The 23,097-nt window shown below is 73.0% G+C and carries 22 protein-coding genes and 1 tRNA gene; 14 read left to right on the top strand and 9 right to left on the bottom strand.

Annotated features, from left to right (window positions below; translation table 11 throughout):
• Positions 1-99: 99 nt before the first annotated feature.
• The 3 genes from ACZZ97_RS01130 to ACZZ97_RS01120 form a co-directional block, all read right to left on the bottom strand.
• Positions 100-1,083 carry an ABC transporter substrate-binding protein gene (locus ACZZ97_RS01130; protein ID WP_314101065.1) on the bottom strand — a complete coding sequence of 328 codons (984 nt, stop codon included), beginning with the start codon at positions 1,081-1,083 and terminating at the stop codon, positions 100-102.
• 179 nt (positions 1,084-1,262) lie between these two features.
• The gene (locus ACZZ97_RS01125) at positions 1,263-2,939 is read right to left on the bottom strand and encodes a sugar ABC transporter ATP-binding protein (protein WP_463471981.1); all 1,677 of its coding nucleotides are present in this window, start codon (positions 2,937-2,939) and stop codon (positions 1,263-1,265) included.
• A gap of 124 nt (positions 2,940-3,063) precedes the next feature.
• Positions 3,064-4,083, bottom strand: coding sequence for a LacI family DNA-binding transcriptional regulator (locus tag ACZZ97_RS01120; protein ID WP_314101061.1), 1,020 nt, complete (start codon positions 4,081-4,083; stop codon positions 3,064-3,066).
• Positions 4,084-4,319: 236 nt separating this feature from the next.
• Here ACZZ97_RS01120 and ACZZ97_RS01115 point away from each other — a divergent pair, with 236 nt between their 5' ends.
• Together ACZZ97_RS01115 and ACZZ97_RS01110 are read left to right on the top strand one after the other, a co-directional pair.
• Positions 4,320-4,946, top strand: a complete 627-nt coding sequence (locus tag ACZZ97_RS01115; RefSeq protein ID WP_463471980.1) for an AmiS/UreI family transporter — start codon at positions 4,320-4,322, stop codon at positions 4,944-4,946.
• 24 nt (positions 4,947-4,970) lie between these two features.
• The gene (locus ACZZ97_RS01110; protein ID WP_463471979.1) at positions 4,971-6,200 is read left to right on the top strand and encodes an acyl-CoA dehydrogenase family protein; all 1,230 of its coding nucleotides are present in this window, start codon (positions 4,971-4,973) and stop codon (positions 6,198-6,200) included.
• Between the two features lie 75 nt (positions 6,201-6,275).
• On the opposite strand, the gene ACZZ97_RS01105 is transcribed toward ACZZ97_RS01110, so the two are convergent.
• Positions 6,276-6,348, bottom strand: a tRNA-Arg gene (locus ACZZ97_RS01105).
• Between the two features lie 169 nt (positions 6,349-6,517).
• A complete protein-coding gene (locus ACZZ97_RS01100) occupies positions 6,518-6,805 on the bottom strand; it encodes a hypothetical protein (protein ID WP_463471978.1) in 288 nt (95 codons plus the stop codon).
• 194 nt (positions 6,806-6,999) lie between these two features.
• Between ACZZ97_RS01100 and ACZZ97_RS01095 the strand changes: the two genes are divergently transcribed.
• From ACZZ97_RS01095 to ACZZ97_RS01065, 7 genes are all read left to right on the top strand, one after another.
• Positions 7,000-7,599: a hypothetical protein gene (locus ACZZ97_RS01095; RefSeq protein WP_463471977.1), complete on the top strand. Its 600-nt coding sequence runs from the start codon at positions 7,000-7,002 to the stop codon at positions 7,597-7,599.
• Between the two features lie 73 nt (positions 7,600-7,672).
• Entirely contained in the window at positions 7,673-8,554 is an 882-nt protein-coding gene (locus ACZZ97_RS01090) for a phosphatase PAP2 family protein (protein ID WP_133738986.1), read from the top strand.
• Positions 8,551-9,525, top strand: coding sequence for a DUF429 domain-containing protein (locus tag ACZZ97_RS01085; protein WP_463471976.1), 975 nt, complete (start codon positions 8,551-8,553; stop codon positions 9,523-9,525). Before ACZZ97_RS01090 ends, ACZZ97_RS01085 begins: the two co-directional genes overlap by 4 nt.
• Before the next feature lie 174 nt (positions 9,526-9,699).
• Positions 9,700-10,221 (top strand): GNAT family N-acetyltransferase, encoded by a 522-nt coding sequence (locus ACZZ97_RS01080; RefSeq protein WP_463471975.1) that lies wholly within the window; start codon positions 9,700-9,702, stop codon positions 10,219-10,221.
• A gap of 218 nt (positions 10,222-10,439) precedes the next feature.
• On the top strand, positions 10,440-11,516 hold the full coding sequence (locus ACZZ97_RS01075; RefSeq protein ID WP_463471974.1) for a hypothetical protein: 1,077 nt from the start codon (positions 10,440-10,442) through the stop codon (positions 11,514-11,516).
• A gap of 130 nt (positions 11,517-11,646) precedes the next feature.
• Positions 11,647-13,557 carry a hypothetical protein gene (locus ACZZ97_RS01070; protein WP_463471973.1) on the top strand — a complete coding sequence of 637 codons (1,911 nt, stop codon included), beginning with the start codon at positions 11,647-11,649 and terminating at the stop codon, positions 13,555-13,557.
• 225 nt (positions 13,558-13,782) lie between these two features.
• Positions 13,783-14,181, top strand: a complete 399-nt coding sequence (locus ACZZ97_RS01065; RefSeq protein WP_463471972.1) for a hypothetical protein — start codon at positions 13,783-13,785, stop codon at positions 14,179-14,181.
• 150 nt (positions 14,182-14,331) lie between these two features.
• Here the strand turns inward: ACZZ97_RS01065 and ACZZ97_RS01060 are convergent, their stop codons facing one another.
• Together ACZZ97_RS01060 and ACZZ97_RS01055 are read right to left on the bottom strand one after the other, a co-directional pair.
• Positions 14,332-14,721, bottom strand: coding sequence for a YchJ family protein (locus ACZZ97_RS01060; protein WP_463471971.1), 390 nt, complete (start codon positions 14,719-14,721; stop codon positions 14,332-14,334).
• 20 nt (positions 14,722-14,741) lie between these two features.
• On the bottom strand, positions 14,742-15,161 hold the full coding sequence (locus ACZZ97_RS01055; RefSeq protein ID WP_463471970.1) for a VOC family protein: 420 nt from the start codon (positions 15,159-15,161) through the stop codon (positions 14,742-14,744).
• 164 nt (positions 15,162-15,325) lie between these two features.
• Between ACZZ97_RS01055 and ACZZ97_RS01050 the strand changes: the two genes are divergently transcribed.
• The 3 genes from ACZZ97_RS01050 (at position 15,326) to ACZZ97_RS01040 (ending at position 18,069) form a co-directional block, all read left to right on the top strand.
• Positions 15,326-15,742, top strand: a complete 417-nt coding sequence (locus ACZZ97_RS01050; protein ID WP_463471969.1) for a hypothetical protein — start codon at positions 15,326-15,328, stop codon at positions 15,740-15,742.
• 170 nt (positions 15,743-15,912) lie between these two features.
• Positions 15,913-16,842: a metallophosphoesterase family protein gene (locus ACZZ97_RS01045; protein WP_463471968.1), complete on the top strand. Its 930-nt coding sequence runs from the start codon at positions 15,913-15,915 to the stop codon at positions 16,840-16,842.
• Positions 16,843-17,052: 210 nt separating this feature from the next.
• Entirely contained in the window at positions 17,053-18,069 is a 1,017-nt protein-coding gene (locus tag ACZZ97_RS01040; protein WP_463471967.1) for an NAD-dependent epimerase/dehydratase family protein, read from the top strand.
• Between the two features lie 27 nt (positions 18,070-18,096).
• Here ACZZ97_RS01040 and ACZZ97_RS01035 read toward each other — a convergent pair whose 3' ends face one another.
• The gene (locus ACZZ97_RS01035; protein ID WP_463471966.1) at positions 18,097-18,765 is read right to left on the bottom strand and encodes an HAD-IA family hydrolase; all 669 of its coding nucleotides are present in this window, start codon (positions 18,763-18,765) and stop codon (positions 18,097-18,099) included.
• Between the two features lie 540 nt (positions 18,766-19,305).
• On the opposite strand from ACZZ97_RS01035, the gene ACZZ97_RS01030 reads away from it, so the two are divergent.
• Both ACZZ97_RS01030 and ACZZ97_RS01025 read left to right on the top strand, forming a co-directional pair.
• Complete coding sequence (locus tag ACZZ97_RS01030; RefSeq protein WP_463471965.1) at positions 19,306-20,208, top strand: aminodeoxychorismate lyase; 903 nt, start codon at positions 19,306-19,308, stop codon at positions 20,206-20,208.
• A gap of 177 nt (positions 20,209-20,385) precedes the next feature.
• Complete coding sequence (locus ACZZ97_RS01025) at positions 20,386-20,661, top strand: hypothetical protein (protein WP_463471964.1); 276 nt, start codon at positions 20,386-20,388, stop codon at positions 20,659-20,661.
• A 147-nt stretch (positions 20,662-20,808) separates the two neighbouring features.
• Here the strand turns inward: ACZZ97_RS01025 and glgX are convergent, their stop codons facing one another.
• A complete protein-coding gene (gene glgX / locus ACZZ97_RS01020; RefSeq protein ID WP_463471963.1) occupies positions 20,809-22,872 on the bottom strand; it encodes a glycogen debranching protein GlgX in 2,064 nt (687 codons plus the stop codon).
• Positions 22,873-23,097: the final 225 nt, after the last annotated feature.

Here is a 23,097-nt window from a genome sequence, read left to right as displayed (position 1 = left end):
TGCCGACTCCCCCGCCCGCTGCCGTGGCAGCGGACGGGGTGACGGGGGCGGCGAGGCGGTCAGGTCCGCCTCGCCGCCGGATGTGGCCGTGCGGACTGGTCAGAACTTCCGGTCGGGCAGTGCCGTGGCGGCCGCCTCGGGCGAGTCGAACGTGGCCGACTCGACGACGATCGACGACTCGACGGTGTCGCCGTCGAGCAGCTTCTGCACTGCCTCGAGGGCCGTGTCGCCGAACAGCGGGTTGTACTCGGCGACGAAGCTGAGCTTGCTGTCGGCCAGCGCCTCGAGTGCGCTCTTCGTTCCGTCGATCGTGGCGATCTTGACGTCCACGCCGGGCGTGAGGCCCGCCTCCTCGACGGCCTGGACGGCGCCGAGGCCCATCTCGTCGTTCTGCGCGAAGACGAGCTGCACGTCGTTGCCGTTCGACTTCAGCACGGTCTCGAAGACGCTCTTGGCCTCCTCGGTCGACCAGTTGGCGGTCTGCGCGCCGATCTTCGTGAACGAGCTCTCGGCACCGATCACCTCGTCCCAGCCTTCGTTGCGCTCGTTCACGACCGAGACGCCGGCTGGGCCCTCGAGCGTGAAGTAGTTGCCGCCCTCGGGGAGAGCGGTCTTGGCCCACTCGGCGACCGACTCGCTGACGGCGATGTTGTCGGGGGCGATCCGTGTCGCGTAGAGCGAGGTGTCGTCCGGCTCGATGCCGCGGTCGATGAGGACCACGGGGATCTCGGCCTCCTGTGCCCGCTTGAGCGAGTCCTCCCAGCCGGAGCCTTCGGTGGCCGAGAGCAGGATCACGTCGACGCCCTCGTCCACGAACGACGTGAAGGCGTCGATCTGCGACTTCTGGTCGTTGTTGGTGGCAGGGGCGTACTTGAGGTCGAACCCGGCGTCCTTCGTGAAGGTGTCCTGGATGTTCGACTCGTTGGCCTGGCGCCAGGCGCCCTCGGGGCCGACCGCGACGAAGCCGATCGTGGCCAGTTCGTCACCGCCGTCGGTCGAACCGGTGCCGGAGCTGCAGGCCGCCAGGCTGAGGGCGATGGCCCCTACGGCGGCGATTGTGGCGATGTGCCTCTTCGTGGACATGGATCTCCTCCTTGAGATGACCGGACGTCTGCGTCCGCTCGTGGCCATGGGCCGGTCGTGCCGCGGGGGGCTCGGATGCTTCCGCGTGCTGGGAATGTTACCGGTAACAGTCTCGCGAAGACAAGAGTTCTGAGGAACCTCCGCGCGCCCGTGGCCAGCGCACGTCCGGCGAGGCGCAGTCAGGGCGTCGGACGCGGGAGGGACACGTCCGGCCGGGGCAGGGGGAAGTCGTCCTCGTCGTCGCCTTCGTCGTCGGGTGCGGCGATGAGCTCGACGAGAGTGTCGACCGTGACGCCGGGCCCGTTGCTCAGCTCCCCGATCTTCTCCCGGTCCTTGAGGACGACGATCCGGTCGCTCACCCGCACGAGTTCGTCGAACGCGCTCGAGATGAACACGACGGCCACGCCGTCGAGCGCGAGCTGTGCGATGTGCGCCTGGATGTCGACCTTGGCACCGATGTCGACGCCGCGGGTCGGCTCGTCGAGGATGAGCACGCGCGGTCGGATCGCCAGCCAGCGGGCGAGCAGCACCTTCTGTTGGTTGCCGCCGGAGAGCGCGCCGGCGGGTGTCGCCGGGTCGACCGGCGTGATCCCGAAGTGCTCGATGTGCCGCTCGACGAGGTCCTCGCGCTCGGCCCTGGAGAGCGGGTGCGCCCAGCCCCGCAGGGCTTGCAAGGCGAGGACGATGTTCTCCCGCACGCTGAGCTCGTCGATGAGCCCCTCCGACCCTCGGTCCTCTGCAGACAGCGCCACCCGGTTCCGCAGTGCATCCGAGGGGCGGTCGATCACGACGGAACGCCCGCCGAGCGTGACCACGCCGCCGTCAGCTCGGTCGGCGCCGGCCAGCAGGCGGGCGAGCTCGGTCCGGCCTGAGCCACGAAGCCCTGCGATGCCCACGACCTCGCCCGCGTGCAGCTCGAAGTCGACGGGCCGCAACATGCCGCGGCGTCCGACTCCGGTGGCCCGGTACAGCGGCGGGCCGACCGGATCCACGCGATGAGCCCGACGCTCCGAGCCGATCCGCTGCAGGTGCGCGACGTCCTTGCCGATCATCCGCGCGACCAGCTCGGCCCGGCCGATCTCGTGAGGCAGGTAGTCGCCCTTCTTCACGCCGCCGCGGAGGATGGTCATCCGGTCGCTGAGCGCCAGCACCTGCTCGAGGAAGTGCGAGACGAAGAGGATCGCGACGCCCTGGTCGCGGAGGCGGCGGATCACCTCGAAGAGCTGCGCGACGTCCACGGCATCGAGGCTCGACGTGGGCTCGTCCAGCACGAGCACCCGTGGTCGATCGACCATGGCGCGGGCGATGGAGACGAGCTGACGGCTGGCGGGAGTGAGGTCCGCCAGCAGGGCTCGTGGGTCCAGCTCGGCAAGTCCGAGCTCGGCGAGCATCGTGGCGGCGCGTTCATGCGTCGCCCGCCAGGAGATGCCGACGCGACCGTGCACCTCGTGGCCGAGCATCACGTTCTCGCCGACGCTCAGGTTCTCGACCAGGTGCGACTCCTGGAACGCGGCCTGGATGCCGAGGGCCCGCGCGTCAGCCGGACCGCCGAGACGGACGGGCTCGCCGTCCACGAGGACCTCCCCTGCGTCGATCGGGTACACGCCGAGCAGCGCCTTGATGAGCGTGGACTTCCCCGCTCCGTTCTCGCCGAGGAGAGCGTGCACCTCACCCGAGTGGAGGTCGAGGTCGACCCTGTCGAGCGCGACGCCGTTCGAGAAAGCGACGGTGATCCCCCGCATCTGCACCGTGGGGCAGGCAGGTCCGTCCCACCGCTCGCCGTGACCGGACCAGGTCGGGCCCGCGGCCTGAGGGCCGATGGGGTGCATCGTCGTCGATGCCCGTACGTGACGCACGTGGTGCTCCTCGGGTCGGAGGCCTACGTGGCCTCGCGCCGGGCGGTGCCCGACGTGCACGACTGTAGCTGTCGGCATGCCCGCGGGCGAACGACGACGAGCAGGACTCCCTCAGAGGCCCGTCTCAGTCGACCGGGCGCGCCGCCGCGCTGGAGTCACGCACCACGAGCTCGGCAGGGATCCGGCTGTTCTGCGGGATCTCGCGGCCCTCGATCGCTGCGATGAGCACGTCCACCACGAGCGACCCCAGCGCCGGGAAGTCCTGCCGCACGGTCGTGAGCGGAGGGAGGAAGTGGCGCGAGACGGGAAGGTCGTCGAAGCCGACGACGCTGAGGTCCTCAGGCACGCGGATGCCGCGGTCGTGGAGACCGTGGATCACCCCGAGCGCCATCTCGTCGTTCGCCACGAACACGGCGGTGTACTCGGGGACGCTGGCGAGCCCGCGTGCGAAGTCGTAGCCGAAGTCGCTCGACCAGTCGCCGATCACGATGGGCCTCTCGTGCATGCCCCAGGCCCGGGTGCGGGTGTGGAAGGCACGCTCGCGAGCGCGCGCGTCGAACCAGTCGAGGGGCCCTGAGAGGTGGAGGACGTCGCGGTGACCGAGCGACGCGAGGTGATCGACGGCCAGTTTCGTGCCCGCAGCCTGGTCGACCGAGACCGTGAGGAAGGCCGGGTCCTTCTCAGCCTTCACGACCAAGGTCGGCAGCCCCGTCGTGATGGTCCGGAGCACAGCCACGGACGACGAGCGCGGAGCGACCACGCAGAGTGCGTCGATGCCCTGGCCCGTGAGGTGGCGGACGGCCTCCTCGGGAGTCGCCGAGTCGTCGCGGAGCGCGAACGACGCCACGGAGTACCCGCCGTCACGCGCCGATCGCTCGATGGCCCGCAAGATGCTCGACGGACCGAACTCGACGGCGCTCTCGATCAGCACGCCGATCCGGAGCGCCCGCTGGGTGACGAGCTCGCGCGCAGCGCTGTTGGGCCGGAAGTCGAGCTCGGCGACGACCTCGAGCACACGTCGACGCGTCGACTCCTTCACCTGCGGATGACCGTTGAGCACGCGGGACACGGTCATGTGCGAGACCCCGGCACGCTCGGCGACCTCGCGAAGACCCAGCCGCTCACCGCCGCCTCTGACGCTCACCCACACTCCGTCCTGCACGCTTCGCAACGCAGCTCGGCGTCATCTGCGCCGGCGTGGACGTCGTTCGATGGCGCCGTTTCATTGTACCGGGGGCCTTGCTCACCTCTGGGTCGAGCCGTGAAGGGACGTGAGCTCACGTGACCCTGATGCAGAGCAGGGCAGTCACAGGGCGTAGTGAACGGACTTCATCGGACACAAGGCACCGGCGGCGGGGTGGACGGTGCCAAGGTCGCCGCATGGCGCTCATCTGTCTGGTCCTCTCCGGGGCCGCCCTCTTGGTCAACGGCCTCACCCTGCTCGGGCGCGTGCCCGGCCGGGACAGCGGCGTGTTCAACGTCCTGATCGGCGGTCTGCAGCTCGTCCTCTGCGTGGCCGTGGCCGTGTCGGCCGATGGTTCCCTGCCTGCCCTCTTCGGCATCTCGGGCACCTTCTTGTTCGGCGTCACCTACCTCTACGTCGGCATGGACTCCCTCCTCGGCCTCGGCGCCGTGGGCCTGGGCTGGTTCTGCGGCCTGGTCGCCGCTCTCGCCGTCGCCTTCGCGATCGTCCACGTCGCGGACGACCCTTTCCTCGCCGTGCTCTGGACGGGATGGGCGGCGCTCTGGGCGCTGTTCTTCGTCCTGCTCGCCCTCGGCCGATCGGTCATCGGCACCTACACCGGGTGGGCCCTCGTCCTCGCGAGCCAGGTGACCACCACGGTCCCCGCGCTCCTCGGCCTCACCGGGCACTGGCCGACCGGCTCGGTCGCCACGACGGCTGCACTCCTGTCGCTCGTCGGGGTGTTCGGCGGCGCCGCCCTGCTCACCCGCCGAGCCGCCACACGTCCCCAGCCGGAACACACGCCTGCCCCTGCCGCAGCCTGACCCACCAGAACGGAACCGAGACCAATGACCACGACGACCACCACATCCGTCACCACCGCGGCACCCACGGACGAGGCCCTGTCCGCGCGTTTCCGCCCTCTCTTCGACCGCATCGCTGCCGGCGCCGCGGAACGAGACCGTGAGCACCGCCTCCCCGTGGCCGAGATCCGCGAGCTCGCCGACGCGGGCTTCGGAGCCCTCCGTGTCCCCGTCGAGTTCGGGGGCTCCGGCGCCACCCTCCCGCAGCTGTTCCAGCTGCTCACCGAGCTCGCGGCGGCGGACAGCAACATCCCCCAGGCCCTGCGCGGCCACTTCGCCCTCGTCGAGGACCGCCTCGTCGCCCGGTCCGGACAGCGCGACGTCTGGCTCGAACGGTTCGGCCGCGGCGAGATCGCCGGGAACTCCTGGACCGAAGTGGGCACGGTGCAGGTCGGCGACGTCGCGACGAAGGTCAGCCCCGACCAGGACGGCGGATTCCGCATCACCGGGCAGAAGTACTACTCCACCGGCAGCATCTTCGCCGACTGGATCGACACGTACGCCGAACGCACCGACACCGGTGACCGGGTCATCGCGATCGTCGACGGCCGCCAGGAAGGCGTCGCCCACACCGACGACTGGGACGGGTTCGGGCAGCGGACGACAGGCTCGGGCACCAGCACCTTCCGGGACGCTCGTGTCGGCGCCGACGACGTCGTGCTCTTCGACGAGCGCTTCAAGTACCAGACGGCCTTCTACCAGGCCGTGCTGCTGAGCGTCCTCGCCGGCTCCGTCGTGGCGGCCGAGAGGGAGATCGCGTTCGAGGTCAGGAACCGCACCCGGGTGTTCTCGCACGGCAACGCCGACACGTTCGCTGCTGACCCGCAGATCCTCCAGGTCGTCGGCGAGGTCTCAGCCGCCGGGTTCGCCGCCCGAGCGATCGTCGACCGCGCCGCGCAGGCTCTCCAGGGCGCCTACGAGGGCGCCTTCCTGGACGAGGTCGAAGACGAGCGGCGGAACGACCAGGCCGAACTCGCCACGGCGCAGGCACAGGTCGCACTGACGTCGCTCGCGACACAGGCGACCTCGCACCTGTTCGACGCGCTGGCTGCATCCGGCGTGAGCACCACGAAGAACCTGGACCGGCACTGGCGCAACGCCCGCACGGCCGGCAGCCACAACCCGTGGGTGTTCAAGGCACGCATCGTCGGCGACCACGCTGTCAACGGGGCCCAGCCGCCGCGGGTCTGGGCCATCGGCGCGACCCGCCGCTGACTCTCCGCCAACGGCCACGACGCCTCGAGAAACGAAGAAAGCCTGGCTCTCGGCCAGGCTTTCTCGTGTGTTCTGTGCGCCTGGAGGGACTCGAACCCCCAACCTTCTGATCCGTAGTCAGATGCTCTATCCGTTGAGCTACAGGCGCGTTTCCTCGGCCGAATGGCCGGGGAAACACTACACGACCGAGGGCGTCCTCGCGAATCGAGGGCGCCTCCTCGTCCTGTCACGGTGACGGCGAGCGACGAGTTGCCGATTCGCGGCCTCGAGCGTGAGCCACAGGCACGCGAACCGGCAACTCGAGGTGCCATCGCGAGCTACGGCGCGCGCGGGCCCTCGTGGTCGTCGTCACGGTCCTCGCGGCGCCCGAGCAGGGCGTCGACGTCGGACGAGTCGACCGATCCGGTGCGGTCGAGTACGTCGCCCGTGGCCTCGCGCCCCGTCACGTGGTCGGGTTCGTCGTCGGTGCCGGGAGAGACGGGCTGCTCCACCTCGCCGTGGTTCTCGGTGCTGCCCGCGACGGGGACCTGCGAGCGGTCGCCGAACTCGGCGGTCTCGTCGGTGACCCCGCCCTGCTGCGGCTCGTTGCTGTTCGTGGTGCTCATCGAGCGCCTCCTCGTGTCGAGCCGACCGTGTCGGCTGATGTGCGTCGATCATGCTCTGGCGACCTCCGCGCCTCCCAGGCGGAGATCCAGGACGCGGACTCGAGCGAGAGCACGGGCGACCGACCAGGTGGGCCGACGGGTGAGCGAGCGTGCCCGCGGACCGCTCGCGTGTCCGACCGTGCCAGGGTCGACGGATGGACGAGCAGCGGGGCTGGATGACGGAGCACGTGCTCGAGGCGCCACGACGCCGCACGTTGCTCTGGGTCTTCCTCGCGATGACCGTGGTCTTCGGCGGGTCGATGGCCGCCGTCGTGGCCGCGGTCGCGCCCCTCACGGACGTCCCGGTCGGGGTGGTCGCCGCCGCCGCCGTCGCCACGGGCCTGATGTCGGGGCTGTCGTTCAGCGTCACCATGACGTTGCTGATCGCCTGGAGCTGGTCACAGCAGGGAGGTGCGGACCAGGCCGTCCGGATCGCCCGCGCCGTGAAGACCGGCCGCGTCCCCGACGGCGCCGACGTGTCGACCTGGGATCCGATCCTCGCCCGGCAGGAGGCGTGGGCGCGGCGCGGCACCTGGCTCCTCACCCTCGAGTTCGCCCTGTTCGCGGGGCTCAGCGCATTCCTGCTCCTCCTCCCGCCCACACCGGACGACGCGCCCCTCCCGACCTGGATCCCCTGGGCCAGCCTCGTCTTCTTCGGGCTGGTGACCGTCGTCTCCCCGTTCGCGAGCCTGCACCGCCTCCGTCGCGTCCGCGTGCTCCGGGCCGAGCTGCGCCGGGCCGACCGCTCCCTGTGAGTCTGCAGCCTTCTCGACGCATCACCAGGCGGGTGTGAGGCGGCGTCCAGGAGGGGTGCTGTTCTATGGGGAAGTGACTGCAGCCCGCGTTCTCCCGACCTCGAGCGCCGTCCGGCGACACGGGTCGGCCCGGTGGATCGTGGCGGCGGGCGCCTCCGTCGTCGCGTTCGGCGGCGTGTACGTCATGGCCGTGCTCACCGAGACGGGCCAGTCCGTCGAGGACAGCATCCTCAGCTCGGTCGACGACGACCGCCTCCTCGGTTCCGGCTCCGCGCTCGACGCGATCTCGCCCGCAGCGCTCATGCTGCTCGTCGGCCTGACGATGCTGGTCGCGTTCCTCCGACGCCGGCCCGGAGCCGCCCTGCAGTCAGGCGTGCTCATCATCGGCGCGACGGTGACGACCCAGGTGCTCAAGCAGCTCGTGCCGCGCCCCGACCTCACCGGCGAGCTGTACGGCAACAGCTTCCCGAGCGGTCACACGACGATCGCCGTCGCCGCGCTCTTCGCCGTGATGACGGCGTTCGGACGCCACGTGCGCCCCCTCGTGTTCCTGATCGGCACCGCCTTCGCCGCGATCGTCGCCGAGCAGACCGTCGCCTACGGCTGGCACCGCTCGAGCGACATCGTCGGCGCCTGCGCCGTCGCCCTCTTCTGGCTCGCCGCCGTCCGCTTCACCGCATCGCGCCTCGCCGGCAGGGCCCGCGGCCGGCTGCGCAGCCCCGCCGCCGTCGACGCGGTCGGCCCGAAGGCGTTCGCCCTCACCTCCGGCCTGCTGGGGCTCGCGCTCGTCGCCTGCCTCACGATCTCGGGCCTCGTCTGGGGCATCGGGATCGGCAGCGACATGAGCGTGACGACCTCGACCGGCAGCGGCGTCCTGACCGGTGCCCGCCTCGCCGCGGCCGGGGTCGTGCTCGTGACCGCCTGGGTCGGCTGGAAGCTCGACCGCCGCTCGTGACCGACGCCGCAGCCGGGGCTGTCGAGTGCGGTGACGCCGCAGCCGGGGTTGTCGGGGGCGGGGCTGCCGGGCAGCGCGCCGACGAGCACGGTGCTGCCGAGCACCGCTCCGCCGATGCCCCGCGCTACCTCGGCGTCGACCTCGCCTGGCGCGACTCCACCCCGACGAAGCCCGCGAACGAGACGGGCCTGGCGGTGATCGCCGCCGACGGCAGCGTGCTCGACGCCGGCTGGGCCCGCGGCGTCGACGAGGTGACCGAGTGGGTGCTGCGCTGGGCCACCCCGGGGTCGCACGTGGCGATCGACGCGCCTGTGCTGGTGCCGAACGCGACCGGCATGCGGCCGAGCGAACGGCTCGTCGGCCGCGCCTACGGGCGGTGGCACGTGTCGGCGAACGCCTCCAGCGCCTCCTTGCCCTGGCTCGGCGGTCGCACCCTCGGCGAGCGCCTCGCCGATGCCGGGGCCGTGTACGACGACGGGGTCGTGCCCTTGCCGGCCGACGCCGTCTCGTACTTCGAGTGCTACCCGTACACGACGCTCGTCGGCGCCCCTGAGCTCGGCTACGACGACCGCCGGCCGCGCTACAAACGTCCCGACACGACCGTCGCCGCGGAGGAGCGGCGCGGCGCACGCGCGGTCGCCTGCGACGACCTGATCTCGCGCCTGGCCGCCCTCGACTCGGCGGACCCGCCGCTGCGGCTGCTCTCGCACCCGGTGTCGCGCCTCCTCGTCGACGAGCCGTCGCCGCTCGTCGACCGGCCGTACAAGCACCGCGAGGACCTGCTCGACGCCCTCGTCTGCGCGTGGACCGCGTCGATGCGGGCGCAGCGTCCCGAGCGGATGCAGGTGCTCGGGGCGGCCGCCGAGCCCGACGCGCTCGGCCGACGCGCGACGCTGATCTCGCCCGCGCGCGAGGTGCAGCGGCTCGCCGCGCCCGAGGGCACCGTGCCCGTCGGACGCGTTTCGCGCTGAGGTCGCCGCCGCGCCGCGCCGCGCCGCAGGCACTGCACCGGGTTTCGTGCACTGCACCGGGTCTGGACGCGGTGCAGTGCACGAGACCCGGTGCGGTGCGAGACACACGCCGGCGAGCAGGCGGCGCGCGGCCTGGCGAACAGCCGAGCGCGCAGCGCGTGGCACGCTGGGCGCATGAGCCCGCGCGTCCCGAGCACCGTCACGATCCGCCGCACGACCGCCGACGACTGGCAGCAGGTGCGCGACCTGCGGCTCGAGATGCTCGGGGACACCCCGATGGCCTACGGCGAGACCCTCGCCGCCGGGCTGACGCACGGCGAGGCCGAGTGGCGCTCGCGCGGCGCGCGTGGGCAGGCGCCGCACAGCGTGATGGTGGCGGCGATCGACGACGAGACCGGCGAGTGGCTCGGCACGATGGGCGGCTACCTCGACGCGCCCGGCAGCCCGATGCTCGTCGGCGTCTACGTGCGGCCGAGCCGCCGAGGCAAGGAGGCGGGGGTCGCCGACGCCCTGCTCGACACGGTGGTCGAGTGGGCGCGCACCGAGGGCTCGGCGCTGACGCTCCACGTCCACGAGGACAACGCGCGCGCGGTCGCCTACTACCGCCGTCGGGGCTTCGAGCCGACCGGCGTCACCGTGCCGTACGTGCTCGACCCCGCGAGCCGCGAGCTGGAGCTCAGGCTGCCGCTCGCCTGATCCCGGGCGCTGCTGTCGTCTCTCGGCTGCGACGGCGGTTGCCCGACGTCGTGGCTCCTCCACAGGAGATCCCCAGGCGCGTCCAGGGGTACAAATGAGGGATCTTCGTGGACATCTGCGGCACACCGGCGTAGAAAAGGGGCACAGCGGGGGCAACCACCCCCGTCGGCCGGGCCCAACCACCCCGGCAGCAGCTCAGCGACCGAAGAAGGTGTGCCGTGGATCAGACGGCCGAGGGGACGATGCGGCGACCGGCCGCTCTCTCCTTCGTGCGCCTCCTCGTGGTCTCCGGCCTCGTCGCTCTCGCGACAGTCGTGCTGAGCTTGTTCTTCTCGTCGACGTCCGCGTCGGCGGCACCGGCCGCTCCCCAGGCCGACTCGTCGCTGCTCGGCGGCGTCGCGTCCGCGGTCGGGGGCGTCGCGCAGGCGCTCGACGCTCCCGTCGCCGCCGTCGGGACGACCGCAGGAGGCGCGGTGTCGACGGTCACGCAGGTCGCCACCCAGGCCACCGCGGTCGCTCCCCCGGTGCAGCAGGTCGTCCAGGCGGTGGCGCCCGTGGTGCCGCAGGCCGTGCAGCACGTGGCCGCCGCAGCGCCCGTCTCGAGCGTCGTGGCCCCGGTCGCGCAGGTCGTCGACACGGTCGTCGCCGCCACTCCCGTCGTCCCCGCCGTCGTCGGCCAGGCACCGGTCTCGACCGTCACGGCCCCCGTCACCGGCCTCGTGGACACGGCGCTCGGCATCACGGGCGACGCGGCCGCGGCACCTGCTCCGGGCCTGCCCGGCGTGCCGGTCCCGCCCGTGACGACTCCCCTGCCCGACCTGCCCGGCACGCCCGGTGCGTCGATCAGCGGCGTGCTCCCCTCGACCCCTGCCTCCGGCATCGCGGCCGGCGACGACGCGGCCGCCGCGGCCCTGGCCGACGAGGCGACGAGCGCCGCCGCCGACGTGGTCGCAGCTGACCCCGCCAGCATCCTGCGTGACCGCATCGCGGCCCAGGGGTCCGCTGCCGCTGCCGGTCTCCCCGCAGGCGCGGGCACCCTGGCTCCCCTCTCTCCCCTGCCCGGCGACGACCGCTCGCCCCTCGACGACGACGGCCTCCCGGGCCTGCCCTCGGGCAGCACCGGGTCGACCGGCTCCGGCTCGGCCGGCGCAGGTGCCGGCTCGGCGGGAGCCGTCGTCAGCGACGCGGCCCGCCCCTCCTCGCTCCCCGGTCTCGCCGTCTCGGCGAGCTCCGCGGACGGCGACGACGATCTCCCGTCGACGCCCACGTACGACACCGACAGCTCCCCCGACTGAGGTCGGTCGCGTCGTCAGGGCCCTGCTGCACCCGCAGCCGGCCCGGCAGCAGGCACCTGCCTGTGGACGACACACGCGACCACGCCGCGAGACCGCGGCACCACACCTCATCTCAGTCTTGGAGTTCGTCATGAACAAGTACGTCTCGAGAGGGCTCACCGGAGCGCTCTTCGTCGGAGGCCTCTGGGCCCTCGGAACCACCGCCGCGAACGCGGCACCTGCCACCACCGGGGACGACGGGCTGCTCTCGGGCACCCAGATCGGGGCCGTCGTCGACGCCCCCGTGTCGGCGCTCGGCAACGCGATCTCGGTCGTCGGCGACAGCGCCGCGACGGCCCCTGCGGCCCCTGCTCCCGCAGCAGCACCCGCTCCTGCGCCGGCACCTGCCCCGGCACCGGCTCCTGCCCCGGCACCGGCTCCTGCGCCGGCACCGGCTCCTGCTCCCGCGCCTGCCCCGGTCACGACGACCAGCGGCGACTCGGGCCTGCTCTCGGGCACGCAGGGCATCGTCTCGGTCGACGTGCCGATCACGATCACCGACAACGCGATCTCGGTCGTCGGCGACACGGCCAGCACGGCTCCGGCCGCGCCGGCTCCTGCTTCTCCGGCTCCGACCGCACCGGTCGAGACCCCCGCGGCGACCACCTCCGGCAGCGACTCGGTCGGCGGCGGCACCCAGGCACTCGTCGACGTCGCCCTGCCGGTGACGATCTCGGGCAACGGGCTGTCGCTCCTCGGCGACAGCTCCAGCACGGGCGCCGGCGCGCCGGCGACGACGAGCCCGAGCACGTCGACCCCGGCGACTGCCGGAGCGACGACCGGCGGTGAGGACTCCGTCCTGGGCGGCACGCAGATCGTCCCCGGCGTCTCGGTGCCGGTCACGATCGGCGGCAACGCGGTCAGCGTCCTCGGCGACAGCAGCGCGACCGGCACCACGCCGGCCATCGGCACGACGCCCTCGGCGGGCTCGGGCTCGTCCGGAGCAGGCTCGACGGGCAGCACCTCAGGCGACGACGGCATCGCCGGCGGCACCCAGATCATCCCCGTCGTGACCGCTCCCGTCGCGGTCGGCGGCAACGCCGTCAGCATCATCGGCGACAGCGCCTCCACCGGCACGGGCACCAGCACGACGCCCGCCACCGGCATGGGCACCACGCCCGGCGCCGGCACCGGCGGCTCGACCACCGGCGACGACAGCGTCCTCGGCGGCACCCAGGTCATCCCCGTGATCACGGCACCGGTCACCGCCGGCGGCAACGCCGTCAGCGTCATCGGCGACAGCAGCAGCACCGGCACCACCACCGGAACGGGCACCAGCACCACGCCCGCCACGGGCACCGAGACCAGCGGCACCACCTCGGGCGACGACGGCATCGCCGGCGGCACCCAGATCATCCCCGTCGTGACCGCTCCGGTCACCGCCGGCGGCAACGCCGTCAGCGTCATCGGCGACAGCAGCAGCACCGGCACCACCACCGGAACGGGCACCAGCACCACGCCCGGCATCGGCACCGGCACCGGCGGCAGCACCTCGGGCGACGACGGCATCGCCGGCGGCACCCAGATCATCCCCGTCATCACGGTCCCGATCGACCTCGGCGGCAACGCCGTCACCGTCGTCGGCGACAGCAGCACCGACCCGACGGGCACCACCGGCACCACGCCCGTCGACCCCGGCACCCCGGTCGACCCGACGGACCCCGGCACCCCGGTGGTCCCCGTGACGCCCGCCGTCCCCTTCGACCCGTCGGACCCCACCACCCCGACGACCGAGGATGACGGCGACGTCCCGACGACCGGCGGCGGCGAGGTCGTCGTGACGACCGACTCCGGCACCGGAGTAGTGACCGCCTCGACGGCGGGACGCACCGTGTTCGTCTCGACCGCCTCCTCGGCTGGTCAGCCCGTCACCGCGGCGGCCGACACCTCGGCCCTCGCGTTCACCGGCAGCGAGTCGACGGGCGGCCTCGCGGCCGGCCTGCTGGCCCTGCTCGCCGGGCTCGGACTGCTGCTCGCGGCTCGCCGCCGGGCACGCGCCTGAGCGACGACGCGACAGCGACAGCGAAGGCGACAGCGACAGCGACAGCGACAGCGACAGCGAAGGCGACAGCGACAGCGACAGCGACAGCTCCGCACGGCGGCGCACCGCAGACCGGATCAGGGCCTGCGGTGCGTCGCCGTGCGCGGACGCGGCCGAGCACGACGGGTGGCGCTAAGTTGTGGCTCGGGGCCCGCTCGGGCGCCGGGGGATCGACACGGGGGACGCATGGCCGACAGCAGCTACGACTACTTCTTCACGGGCCCGCACGACGACTCGCGCAGGCTCGTCGACCACGTGGCCCAGGCGCAGGGGTTCCGGCTCGAGCAGATGCCGAACGGCAGCACCAAGGCCGTGCGCGGCGACCTCACCAGGACGCTGTTCCTGGGGGTCTTCGCCGGCAAGGCGTTCCACGTCGTGCTCTGGCTCCAGTACTTCGTCGACGACTCCGACCGCCTCGTCGTGCGCCTCAGCCGCGACCTCGGCACCGGCCTCGTGAAGGGCGGGGCGCTCGGGGCGGCCCGCTCGCAGGAGGCGTTCGCCGAGCTCGCCCACGCCCTCGGCCGTGCGTCGACGGGCGGGCAGCTCGACCCCGGCGCGCACCCGCAGGGCACCCCGCAGCCCTAGTCCAGACCTCGCACCGCGGGCCCCGCCCAGACTGTTCTGCAGAGTCGGCGGGTTCCCGTAGCTCCCGGCGGGTCAGCGCCCACCCGCCGCGGGCGACGGGAACCCGCCGCACGCCGAACCCGCCCGCCGCGGGCGACGGCGACCCGCCGGCTACCCGGGCACGCCGTCGACGTAGAGCCACCGGCGCGACCGGTCGCGCACGAACCGGCTGACCTCGCGCTGCACCTCGGCGTCCCCGTCGACCCGACGGTGCGCCGCGAACTCGACCACGCCCTGGTCGTCGAGCGGCCCGCCGCGCTCGGCCCGGAGCACGTCGAGCCGGAACCACCGCGCCGCAGGGTCGAGCTCCAGCTCGTCCGGACGGGTCGACGGGTGCCACGTCTCGAGCAGCCAGCTGACGTCGCCCACGGCGAACGCCGAGTACCGCGAGCGCATCAGCCGCTCAGCGGTGGGAGCCGGCACGACGTGCGCGTGCAGGGGCCCGCAGCACGCCCCGTAGGTCTCGCCGCTCAGGCAGGGGCAGCGTGCGGAGTCGTCCATCCGTCCATCATCGCCGACCCTCAGGCGGCCGTGCCGCCGATGTTGACCATCCAGTGGATGCCGAACCGGTCGTCGAGCTGGCCGAAGCTGTCGCCCCACGGCGCCTTCGCGAGCGGCTCGTGCACGGCGCCGCCCTCGGCGAGCGCGGCGAACCAGCCGGTGAGCCTGTCCTCGTCCTCGGAGCCGCCGAAGAGCGAGAGCGAGATCGCGTTCTCGCTCTCGAGCGGGAACGAGTCCGGCCGGTCCGCCGCCATGAGCAGGAGGCCGTGCGGGGTCTCGAGCTGCCCGTGCATCACCTTGTCGCCCTCGCCGTCGCCGCCCATTCCGAACTCGGAGTAGCTGCTGTAGGTGGGGACGCCGCCGAACACCGAGGCGTAGAAGTCGAGCGCCTCGCGAGCCTGGGTGCGGAAGGCGAGATAGGGCGTGAGCTGGACGGACATCGGTGCTCCCTCGTTCGTCGCCGGCGCGTCTCGACGGCGGCGAGGGCCGGCGACCGCGCTGCCTCCCGGCATGATGCCAGCGTCGAGGAGGCGCCACCACCCCTGACCGGGTCGGCCCCGAACTGGGCGTGACCGCGCGCCGCCCGCCCTGTCACAGTGGGCACATGTCCACCCCTCCGCCCCCGGGCACCCACCCCGTGCTCGAGCCGGAGCTCGTGTTCGCGCACGTCCGGGCCCGCCTCGAGGCGAGCACGATCCACGGCGACCCGCGCGGCGGGCGGGAACGACTGCCGCGGCTCTCGCGGTCGGCGACCGCCAAGGCGCTTACGGCGGGCGGCTTCCGCACCCTGACCGGCCTGAACGTCTCCCCCTCCGACCTGAACAAGGACGGCACGCAGTTCCTCGACGACACCGAGACCGTGCTGCTCGAGACCCTCGCGCTCGGCCGCCGCTTCTACGGCCTCTACGTCGAGCCGCAGAACCCCTCGCACGAGCAGTGGGACGCGGTCACCGCCATGTTCGCCGAGCTCGGCGCCAAGCTCGACGCGCGCCTCGGGCCCGTCGAGCAGTTCCTGGCCTAGTAGTCGCGCCGACCGCTCGCGTGCCGCGCGCCCGCACGCCCGCACGCCCGCACGCCCGCACGCCCGCACGCCCGCACGCCGAGGGCGGGCATCCGGCGCCGAGGGCGGGTCCCGCGCGACCCGCCCTCGAGCACGAACACCCGCCCTCGACCAGTCAGTAGGGTCGGCGCATGTTCGCCCTTCCGCCCGGAGCCCTGCGCGTCGTCCACCTGAGCGACTCCCACCTGAGCGGCGACGGGAGCCTGCACCAGGGGTCCGTGGACACGCTCGCCGCCCTCGACCGTGTCCTCGCCGAGGCGGCCCGGGTCGACGGCGTCCGGCTGCTCGTCGGCTCGGGCGACCTGTCGGACGACGGGAGCACCTCCTCCTACGCCCTGCTGCGTGACCGGCTCGAGGCCTGGGCCACGAGCCGGGACGAGCAGGTCGACGTCGTCCTCGTGCCCGGCAACCACGACCTGCGCGCCGGCTTCACGGAGGTGCTCGGCGACGGCCACCTCGCGCACGGCGCGCAGCCCGGCGGCGCGCAGCCCGGCGGCGCCCGGCCCGACGCCGCGCACCCCGTCGACGGCGTCTCGCTCGTCGACGGCTGGCGCGTCGTCACCCTCGACACCTCGGTGCCGCGGGCCGGCTACGGCCTGCTGCGGCCGGGGCAGCTCGACCGCCTCCGCGGCCTGCTCGCCGAGCCGGCCCCGCGAGGCAGCGTGGTCGTGCTGCACCACCCCCCGCTCCCGGCGCCCACCACGCTGCACCGGTCGCTGGCGCTGCAGGCCCCGGAGGCGCTGGCCGCGGCCCTCGAGGGAACGGACGTCCGCGTCGTCCTCGCCGGCCACTACCACCGGCACGTCGTCGGCTCCCTGGCGGGGGTGCCCGTGCTCGTGGCCTCGGCCGTCGCGAACGAGACCGACGTCTGCGCGCCGCACGGCACGGAGCGGGCCGTGCGCGGGTCGGGGTTCCTCGTCGTCGACCTGCTCCCCGACGGCTCGGTGCGCTCGACGCCCGTGCGGGTGCACGACGAGCGCGACGGCGACGAGGTGTTCGTCCTCGACGAGGAGGCGGTGCGCGCGATCGCCGCGGCCGCCGGCGCCCCGGCCCCCGCCTGACCCCTCGCGTTCCCTCTCCTGACCGCCGGGACGGCTCGAGTGGTCACGAACGGTCCGCCCCGGGCGCGGGTGCGACCGTACGTGACCACTCGACGCCGCTCGCCCGGCGCCGGCCCAGGCGCGCCGCGTAGGGTCGAGGAGACGCCGGGTCCGCGTGGGCGGGCCGGGGCGTCGACACCTGTCCGAGAGCTATGCGAGGGAGACCGCAGCATGCGCGTGGTCGTCGTCGGAGCCACCGGCAACCTGGGCACGGCCCTGTTGACGCGGCTCCAGTCCGAAGCCGACGTCACCGAGCTGGTCGGCGTCGCCCGCCGTGCGCCCCGCACGGCCTCGCCGCCGTACGGCGACGTCCAGTGGTTCACCCTCGACGTCGGCGACGCCGCCTCGCCCGACCGGCTCGCCCGCGCCTTCGTCGGCGCCGACGCCGTCGTGCACCTCGGCTGGGCGCTGCAGCCGAGCCACGACCGCGACGCGATGTGGCGCACCAACGTCGTCGGGACCCGCCACGTGCTCGACGCCGTCGCCCTGGCCGGGGTGCCGCACGTGCTCGTCGCGTCGTCCGTCGGCGCCTACAGCCGCGGCCCGAAGTCGCGTCGCGTGTCGGAGTCCTACAAGACCAAGGGCGTCCGCCGGTCGAGCTACTCGAAGCACAAGGCGGTCAACGAACGACTGATGGACGCGTGGGCCGCGACGCACCCCGACGTCGTCCTGACGCGGATGCGTCCCGGCCTCGTGTTCCAGCCTGCCGCCGCGAGCGAGATCGTCGGCCTGTTCCTCGGCCGCTGGGTCCCGACCCGGTGGATGCAGCACCACCGCCTCCCGTTCCTCCCCCTCGCGCCGCGCTTCGTGTCGCAGGTCGTGCACGCCGAGGACGTCGCCGACGCCTTCTGGCGCGCGATCGACCGCCGGGTGGGCGGGGCCTTCAACCTCGCGGCCGAGCCGATCGTCGACCCGCAGATGGTGGCCGAGGCGTTCGGCACGCGGCTGCTGCCCGTGCCCTACCGCGTGATGCGCGCCGCGGCGCTCGTGACGTGGCTGCTGCGCCTGCAGCCGACGGAGCCTGGTTGGCTCGACATCGCCGCCAAGGTCCCCGTCATGTCGACGGACGCCGCCCACGAGCAGCTCGGCTGGGAGCCGCGACACTCCTCCGGCGAGACGCTGCGCGCCTTCGCCCGCGCGATCGGCCGGCGCGACTCGCACGCCGGCTCGCACCCGCTCAGCGGCTGAGGGCCGCGCAGGCGCTGCCGCCCGGGCTCAGAGCCTGATCGTGAGCAGCCCGTCGTCGCCGAGCTCGACCACGGCGCCGCGGTAGTCGGCGATGCGCGTCAGCCCCTCGGCGGCCGGCCCGTCGTGGTCGCCCACGACCACGACCTGGGCCCCGGAGGCGCGTGCGGCCTGCAGCCCCGCCTCCGCGTCCTCGAAGACGACGACGTCGCCCGGCTCGACGCCCAGCAGCTCGGCGGCGCGCAGGTACCCGTCGGGAGCGGGCTTGCCGACCGGCACGTCCTCGGAGGCGAGCACGACCGCGGGCAGCCCGACGCCCGCGACGGCGGTGCGGCTCCGCGCGATGTCCACCGGGGCGCTCGTCACCAGCGCGACGAGCTGCGCGGGCAGGGCGGCGACGAACGCGGCCGCGCCGGGGATCTCCACCACGCCGTCGGGGGCCTCGCCCTCGACCGACAGCAGCGCGTCGACGTGCCGCAGCACCGCCTCCTCGTCCAGCTCAGGCAGGAACCGCCTGACCGTGTCCGCGGTCTGCCGGCCGTGCGCGAAGGCCAGCACCTCGCCGGGGTGCAGGCCGAGCGGCCCGCACCAGTCGGTCCAGATGCGCTCGACGAGGGCGGTCGAGTCGACGAGCGTCCCGTCCATGTCGAAGACGACCGCCCGGGCGGTCAGGGTCGTGCGGGGCTGCTCGGGGCTCATGGCGTCAGTCTGTCGCACGACGGCGGGCAGGACAGGGGATCTCGCCGGGGTACGGGCCCGGCCGGGCTGCTCCGTGCAGCCTGTGCATGCCGTGCGCGTCCGCTGGCACCTTCCGGGGGACTCGGCGGAACGCGTAACCTTGTCGGGTCGGGACCTCACCGGTCCCACAGGATGTCGCTCCCCGCGAGCGTTCCCTGCCCGTGAAGCTCACGCTCGCGGGGCGGCATCCGGGCCGCGCTCCTCGCTCGAGGGGCGCGGCCCCTCCTCGGAGGATCAGCCTCGTGACGCTCTGGCCTCTGCGGCGCTCTGCCCCTCGTGACCCTCCGCAGCGATCGTCCCTGCGTGAAGCTCCGACTGTGCGGAGAGCCACGTGCCTGCTCGAGGCGGGCTCCGTCAGCCTACGACCGCGGACGGCGTCCCGACAGGGGTTGACTCCGTCGAAAGAGCCTGGTCAACATCCATTTTCGCTAGACGCTCTCACTAGTCCGCCCAGCGACTCCACCGGGGCCGCCACCGCACAGCGCTGCTAGCGTCGGCCCCATGACCGACGCCCCTCCTCCCGTGCTCGTGCTGATCGACCGAGCGGCCGCGGGCGGGCCGCCTCGAGCGCCCGACGAGACGGGCTGGCGGGTCGTCGAGCCGACCGAGCACACGATCCACGTCACCGACCTGGGCGTCACCCGCGGCGACGGGATCTTCGAGGGGCTCGGCGTCTCGCACGGCTCGATCCAGGCCCTGGAGCCGCACCTCGCCCGGCTCGCCCGCTCGGCGGCCCTGCTCGACCTGCCCGAGCTCGACCTCGACGTGATCCGGGCCGCCTGCCTCGAGTCGGCCAGGCTGCACGAGCCGGCACCGCTCCTCCTGCAGAAGCTCGTCGTGACGCGAGGGATCGAGGGAGGCGACGGGTCGCCGACGGCGTGGGTCCGCACCGAGCTGATGCCCGACCACGACGCCGAGCGCGTGCACGGCATCCGCGTCGTGTCGCTCGACCGCGGCTACCGGCACGACGTCGCACGGACCTCGCCGTGGCTGCTGCAGGGCGCCAAGACGCTGTCGTACGCCGTCAACAAGAGCGTGCTGCGCGAGGCCGCCCGCCGAGGAGCCGACGACGTGCTCTTCGTGAGCAGCGACGGCTACGCGCTCGAGGGGCCGTCGGCGTCGCTCATCGCGCGCCTCGACGGCGTGTACGTCACGCCGCGCACCGACCAGGGCATCCTCGAGGGCACGACCCAGGCCGCCGCCTTCGAGGTGCTCCGCTCGCTCGGGCACGAGGTCGCCGAGGTGCTGCTGCCGATGGACGAGGTGCGCCGGGCCGACGCGCTCTGGCTCGTCTCGAGCGGTCGCCTGGTCGCGCCCCTCTCGTCGCTGGACGGCGAACCGGTGACGATCGACGCCGAGGTCACCCGGCAGCTCTCGGACGCCCTCGTCGCGCGGCGGGCCTGAGGCGACACGAGGCCTGCTCAGGGCTGGTGCCGAGGGTATCCGCGACGCGAACAGTAGTTAGGTGAGCTAGACACTTCCGGGGTCGACTGCGATGGTGGGGACGTGCCGATTCACGGCGGCACAGCCATCATCCGCAGTTCGATCAGGCGTTCGCAGGGCGCCGGGAATGAGCCGAACATGTCCACAGGAACCTCGCCGTCCCCCCTCCGCTCCGTGTCGGCCCGCGAGCTCGCGGCCCTCGACCCGGATCAGCTCGTCAAGCACGTCCGCTCCCGGGTCGACGTCACCAGCGACAGCTCCTACCGACGCGAGTCGAGCGTCGCGCCGGTCCACGTCTCCGTGTACCCGAAGCGCCGCCGCACCGCACGGACGCCCCGCGTGCCCGTCGTCGCGGCCGGCCCGTCCTACGCGGACTTCTTCGTCGAGCCCGCACGTCAGCTCGCGACGGCCTGACGGCGCCGACGCTCCACACGCCGGAGGGCGGGCACCCTGGGTGCCCGCCCTCCGGCGTTCTCGTCCGCGGTCCCGTTCCCGGGACCGGCGCGACCTGACCCGAGGAGGCGACGCGCGCCTCCTCGGGTCAGCTCCCGCCCGGTGCCCCTAGGAGGCGCGGCTGCGGAGCAGCGTGAAGCTCGCGTCGCGCACGAGCAGCGTCGTCACCGGACCCTCGACCCGCTGGTCGGGATCGCTCGAGCTGGCGAGCTCCCACTCGCCGTGCGGCGCCTCGGGCACCTGGAACTCGACGACGCTCGTCGAGCCGTTGGTGAGGTAGGCGAAGGCGTCGGCGTCCTTGTGCGTGAGCACGAACGTGATCGCCTTGTTCTCGCCCTGCTGCCAGTCGCCCGTCGAGAACGAGTGGTCGTCGGCACGGCGCACCTGGACGTGGTCGTCGCTCTCGACCTCGGGCGCGTAGCGGAACCAGTCGGGGCGCAGCGCCGGGTTCTCGCGACGCAGCGTGATCAGCTCGGTCGTGAAGGCGAGCAGGTCGCGGTCGGCGCGCTCCCAGTCGAACCACGAGATCTCGCTGTCCTGGCAGTAGGCGTTGTTGTTGCCGCCCTGGCTGCGCGCGATCTCGTCGCCGCCGAGGATCATCGGCACGCCCGCGCTGATCAGCAGCGTCCCGAGGAAGTTGCGGCGCTGGCGGTCGCGGTACTCGTTGACGGCGCCGTCGTCGGTGGGGCCCTCGACGCCTCCGTTGAACGACTTGTTGTCGCTCTCGCCGTCCTGGTTGTCCTCGCCGTTGGCGTCGTTGTGCTTCTCGGCGTACATCGTCAGGTCGGCCAGCGTGAAGCCGTCGTGCGCGGTGACGAAGTTGACGCTCGAGAGGGGCGAGCGGCGCGAGTCCTCGTAGACGTCGGGGCTGCCGAGCACGCGGTCGGAGAAGGTCGACAGGACGCCGGGCTCGCCGTTCCAGAACTCGCGGACGTCGTCGCGGAACTTGCCGTTCCACTCCGACCAGTCGGCCGGGAAGCCGCCGACCTGGTAGCCGGCGGTGTCCCACGGCTCGGCGATCATCTTGACGCTCTGCAGCACCGGGTCCTGGTGGATCAGCGTGAGGAACGCGCTGTGCTCGCTGGCCTCGCCGCCCTGACGCGTCAGCGTCGTCGCCAGGTCGAAGCGGAAGCCGTCGACGTGCATCTCGGTGACCCAGTAGCGCAGGCTGTCCATGATCAGGCCGAGCGCCGCCGGGTGGCTGACGTTCAGGCTGTTGCCGGTGCCGGTGGTGTCGAAGTACGCCGACTCCTCGCCCTCGACCAGGCGGTAGTACGACGCGTTGTCGATGCCCTTGAACGAGATCGTCGGGCCCATGTGGTTGCCCTCGGCCGTGTGGTTGTACACGACGTCCATCCACACCTCGAGGCCGGCCTCGTGGAAGGCCTTGACCATGGCCTTGAACTCGGCGACCTGGCCGCCTCGCGTGCCCGCCGCCTCCGAGGCGTACTCGTCGTGCGGCGCGAAGAAGCCGATGGAGTTGTAGCCCCAGTAGTTGCGGAGGCCCTTCTCCTCGAGGTGGCTGTCCTGAACGAACTGGTGCGTGGGCAGCAGCTCGACGGCGGTGACGCCCAGGTCGGTGAAGTACTTGATCGCGGCCGGGTGCGCGAGGCCCGCGTAGGTGCCGCGGATCTCCTCGGGCACGTCGGGGTGCGCCTTCGTGAAGCCCTTCACGTGCACCTCGTACACGACCGTGTCCTCGAGGGCGGTCAGCGGGCGCTCGTCGGAGCCCCAGTCGAAGTCGCGGTCGGCGATCACGTTGCGCGGCATGGCCGACGCGGAGTCGGTCGTGTCCATCGTCTCGGGCTCGTCCATGTCGTGGCCGAACACGGCCTGGCCCCAGTCGAAGCGGCCGTCGAGGGCCGTGGCGTAGGGGTCGAGGAGCAGCTTGTGCTCGTTGTGGCGGAGGCCGGCGGCCGGGTCCCAGGGGCCTGCGACACGCAGGCCGTAGCGGGAGCCGACGCGCGCCTCCTCGACGACGGTGTGGAACACGTGGCCGGTGCGCTCGGTGAGCTCGTGGCGGCTCTCGGTGCCCGAGGTGCCGTCGTCCGCGTCGTCGAACAGGCAGAACCAGATCTTGTCGGCGGTCTCGGAGTACACGGCGACGTGGGCGCCGCCGCCCTCGAGGGGCGTGACGCCGAGGGGGTAGGGCAGGGAGCGAGAAGCGGTCATGCACCAGACATACAGGCTGCGCGGCTGCGGGGGCCAAGCTGAGCGCCGCTCCGGCTGTACCCCGCCGCTGCGCCACGCCCGCGCCTCCACCCGCCGCGCCCGCCCTTCTTGACCCCGTTCGGACACAGTGCCGCGCTACAGCGCGTCATCTTGTCCGGAAGACATCCCGAAGGGGATTCCTCCCCAGCAGCCTTCACAGGTCGCCTCTCCCCGGCAACAGCCGTC

Source organism: Frigoribacterium sp. AC512 (assembly GCF_979258295.1).
This window is presented reverse-complemented; position numbering and strand designations above follow the sequence as displayed.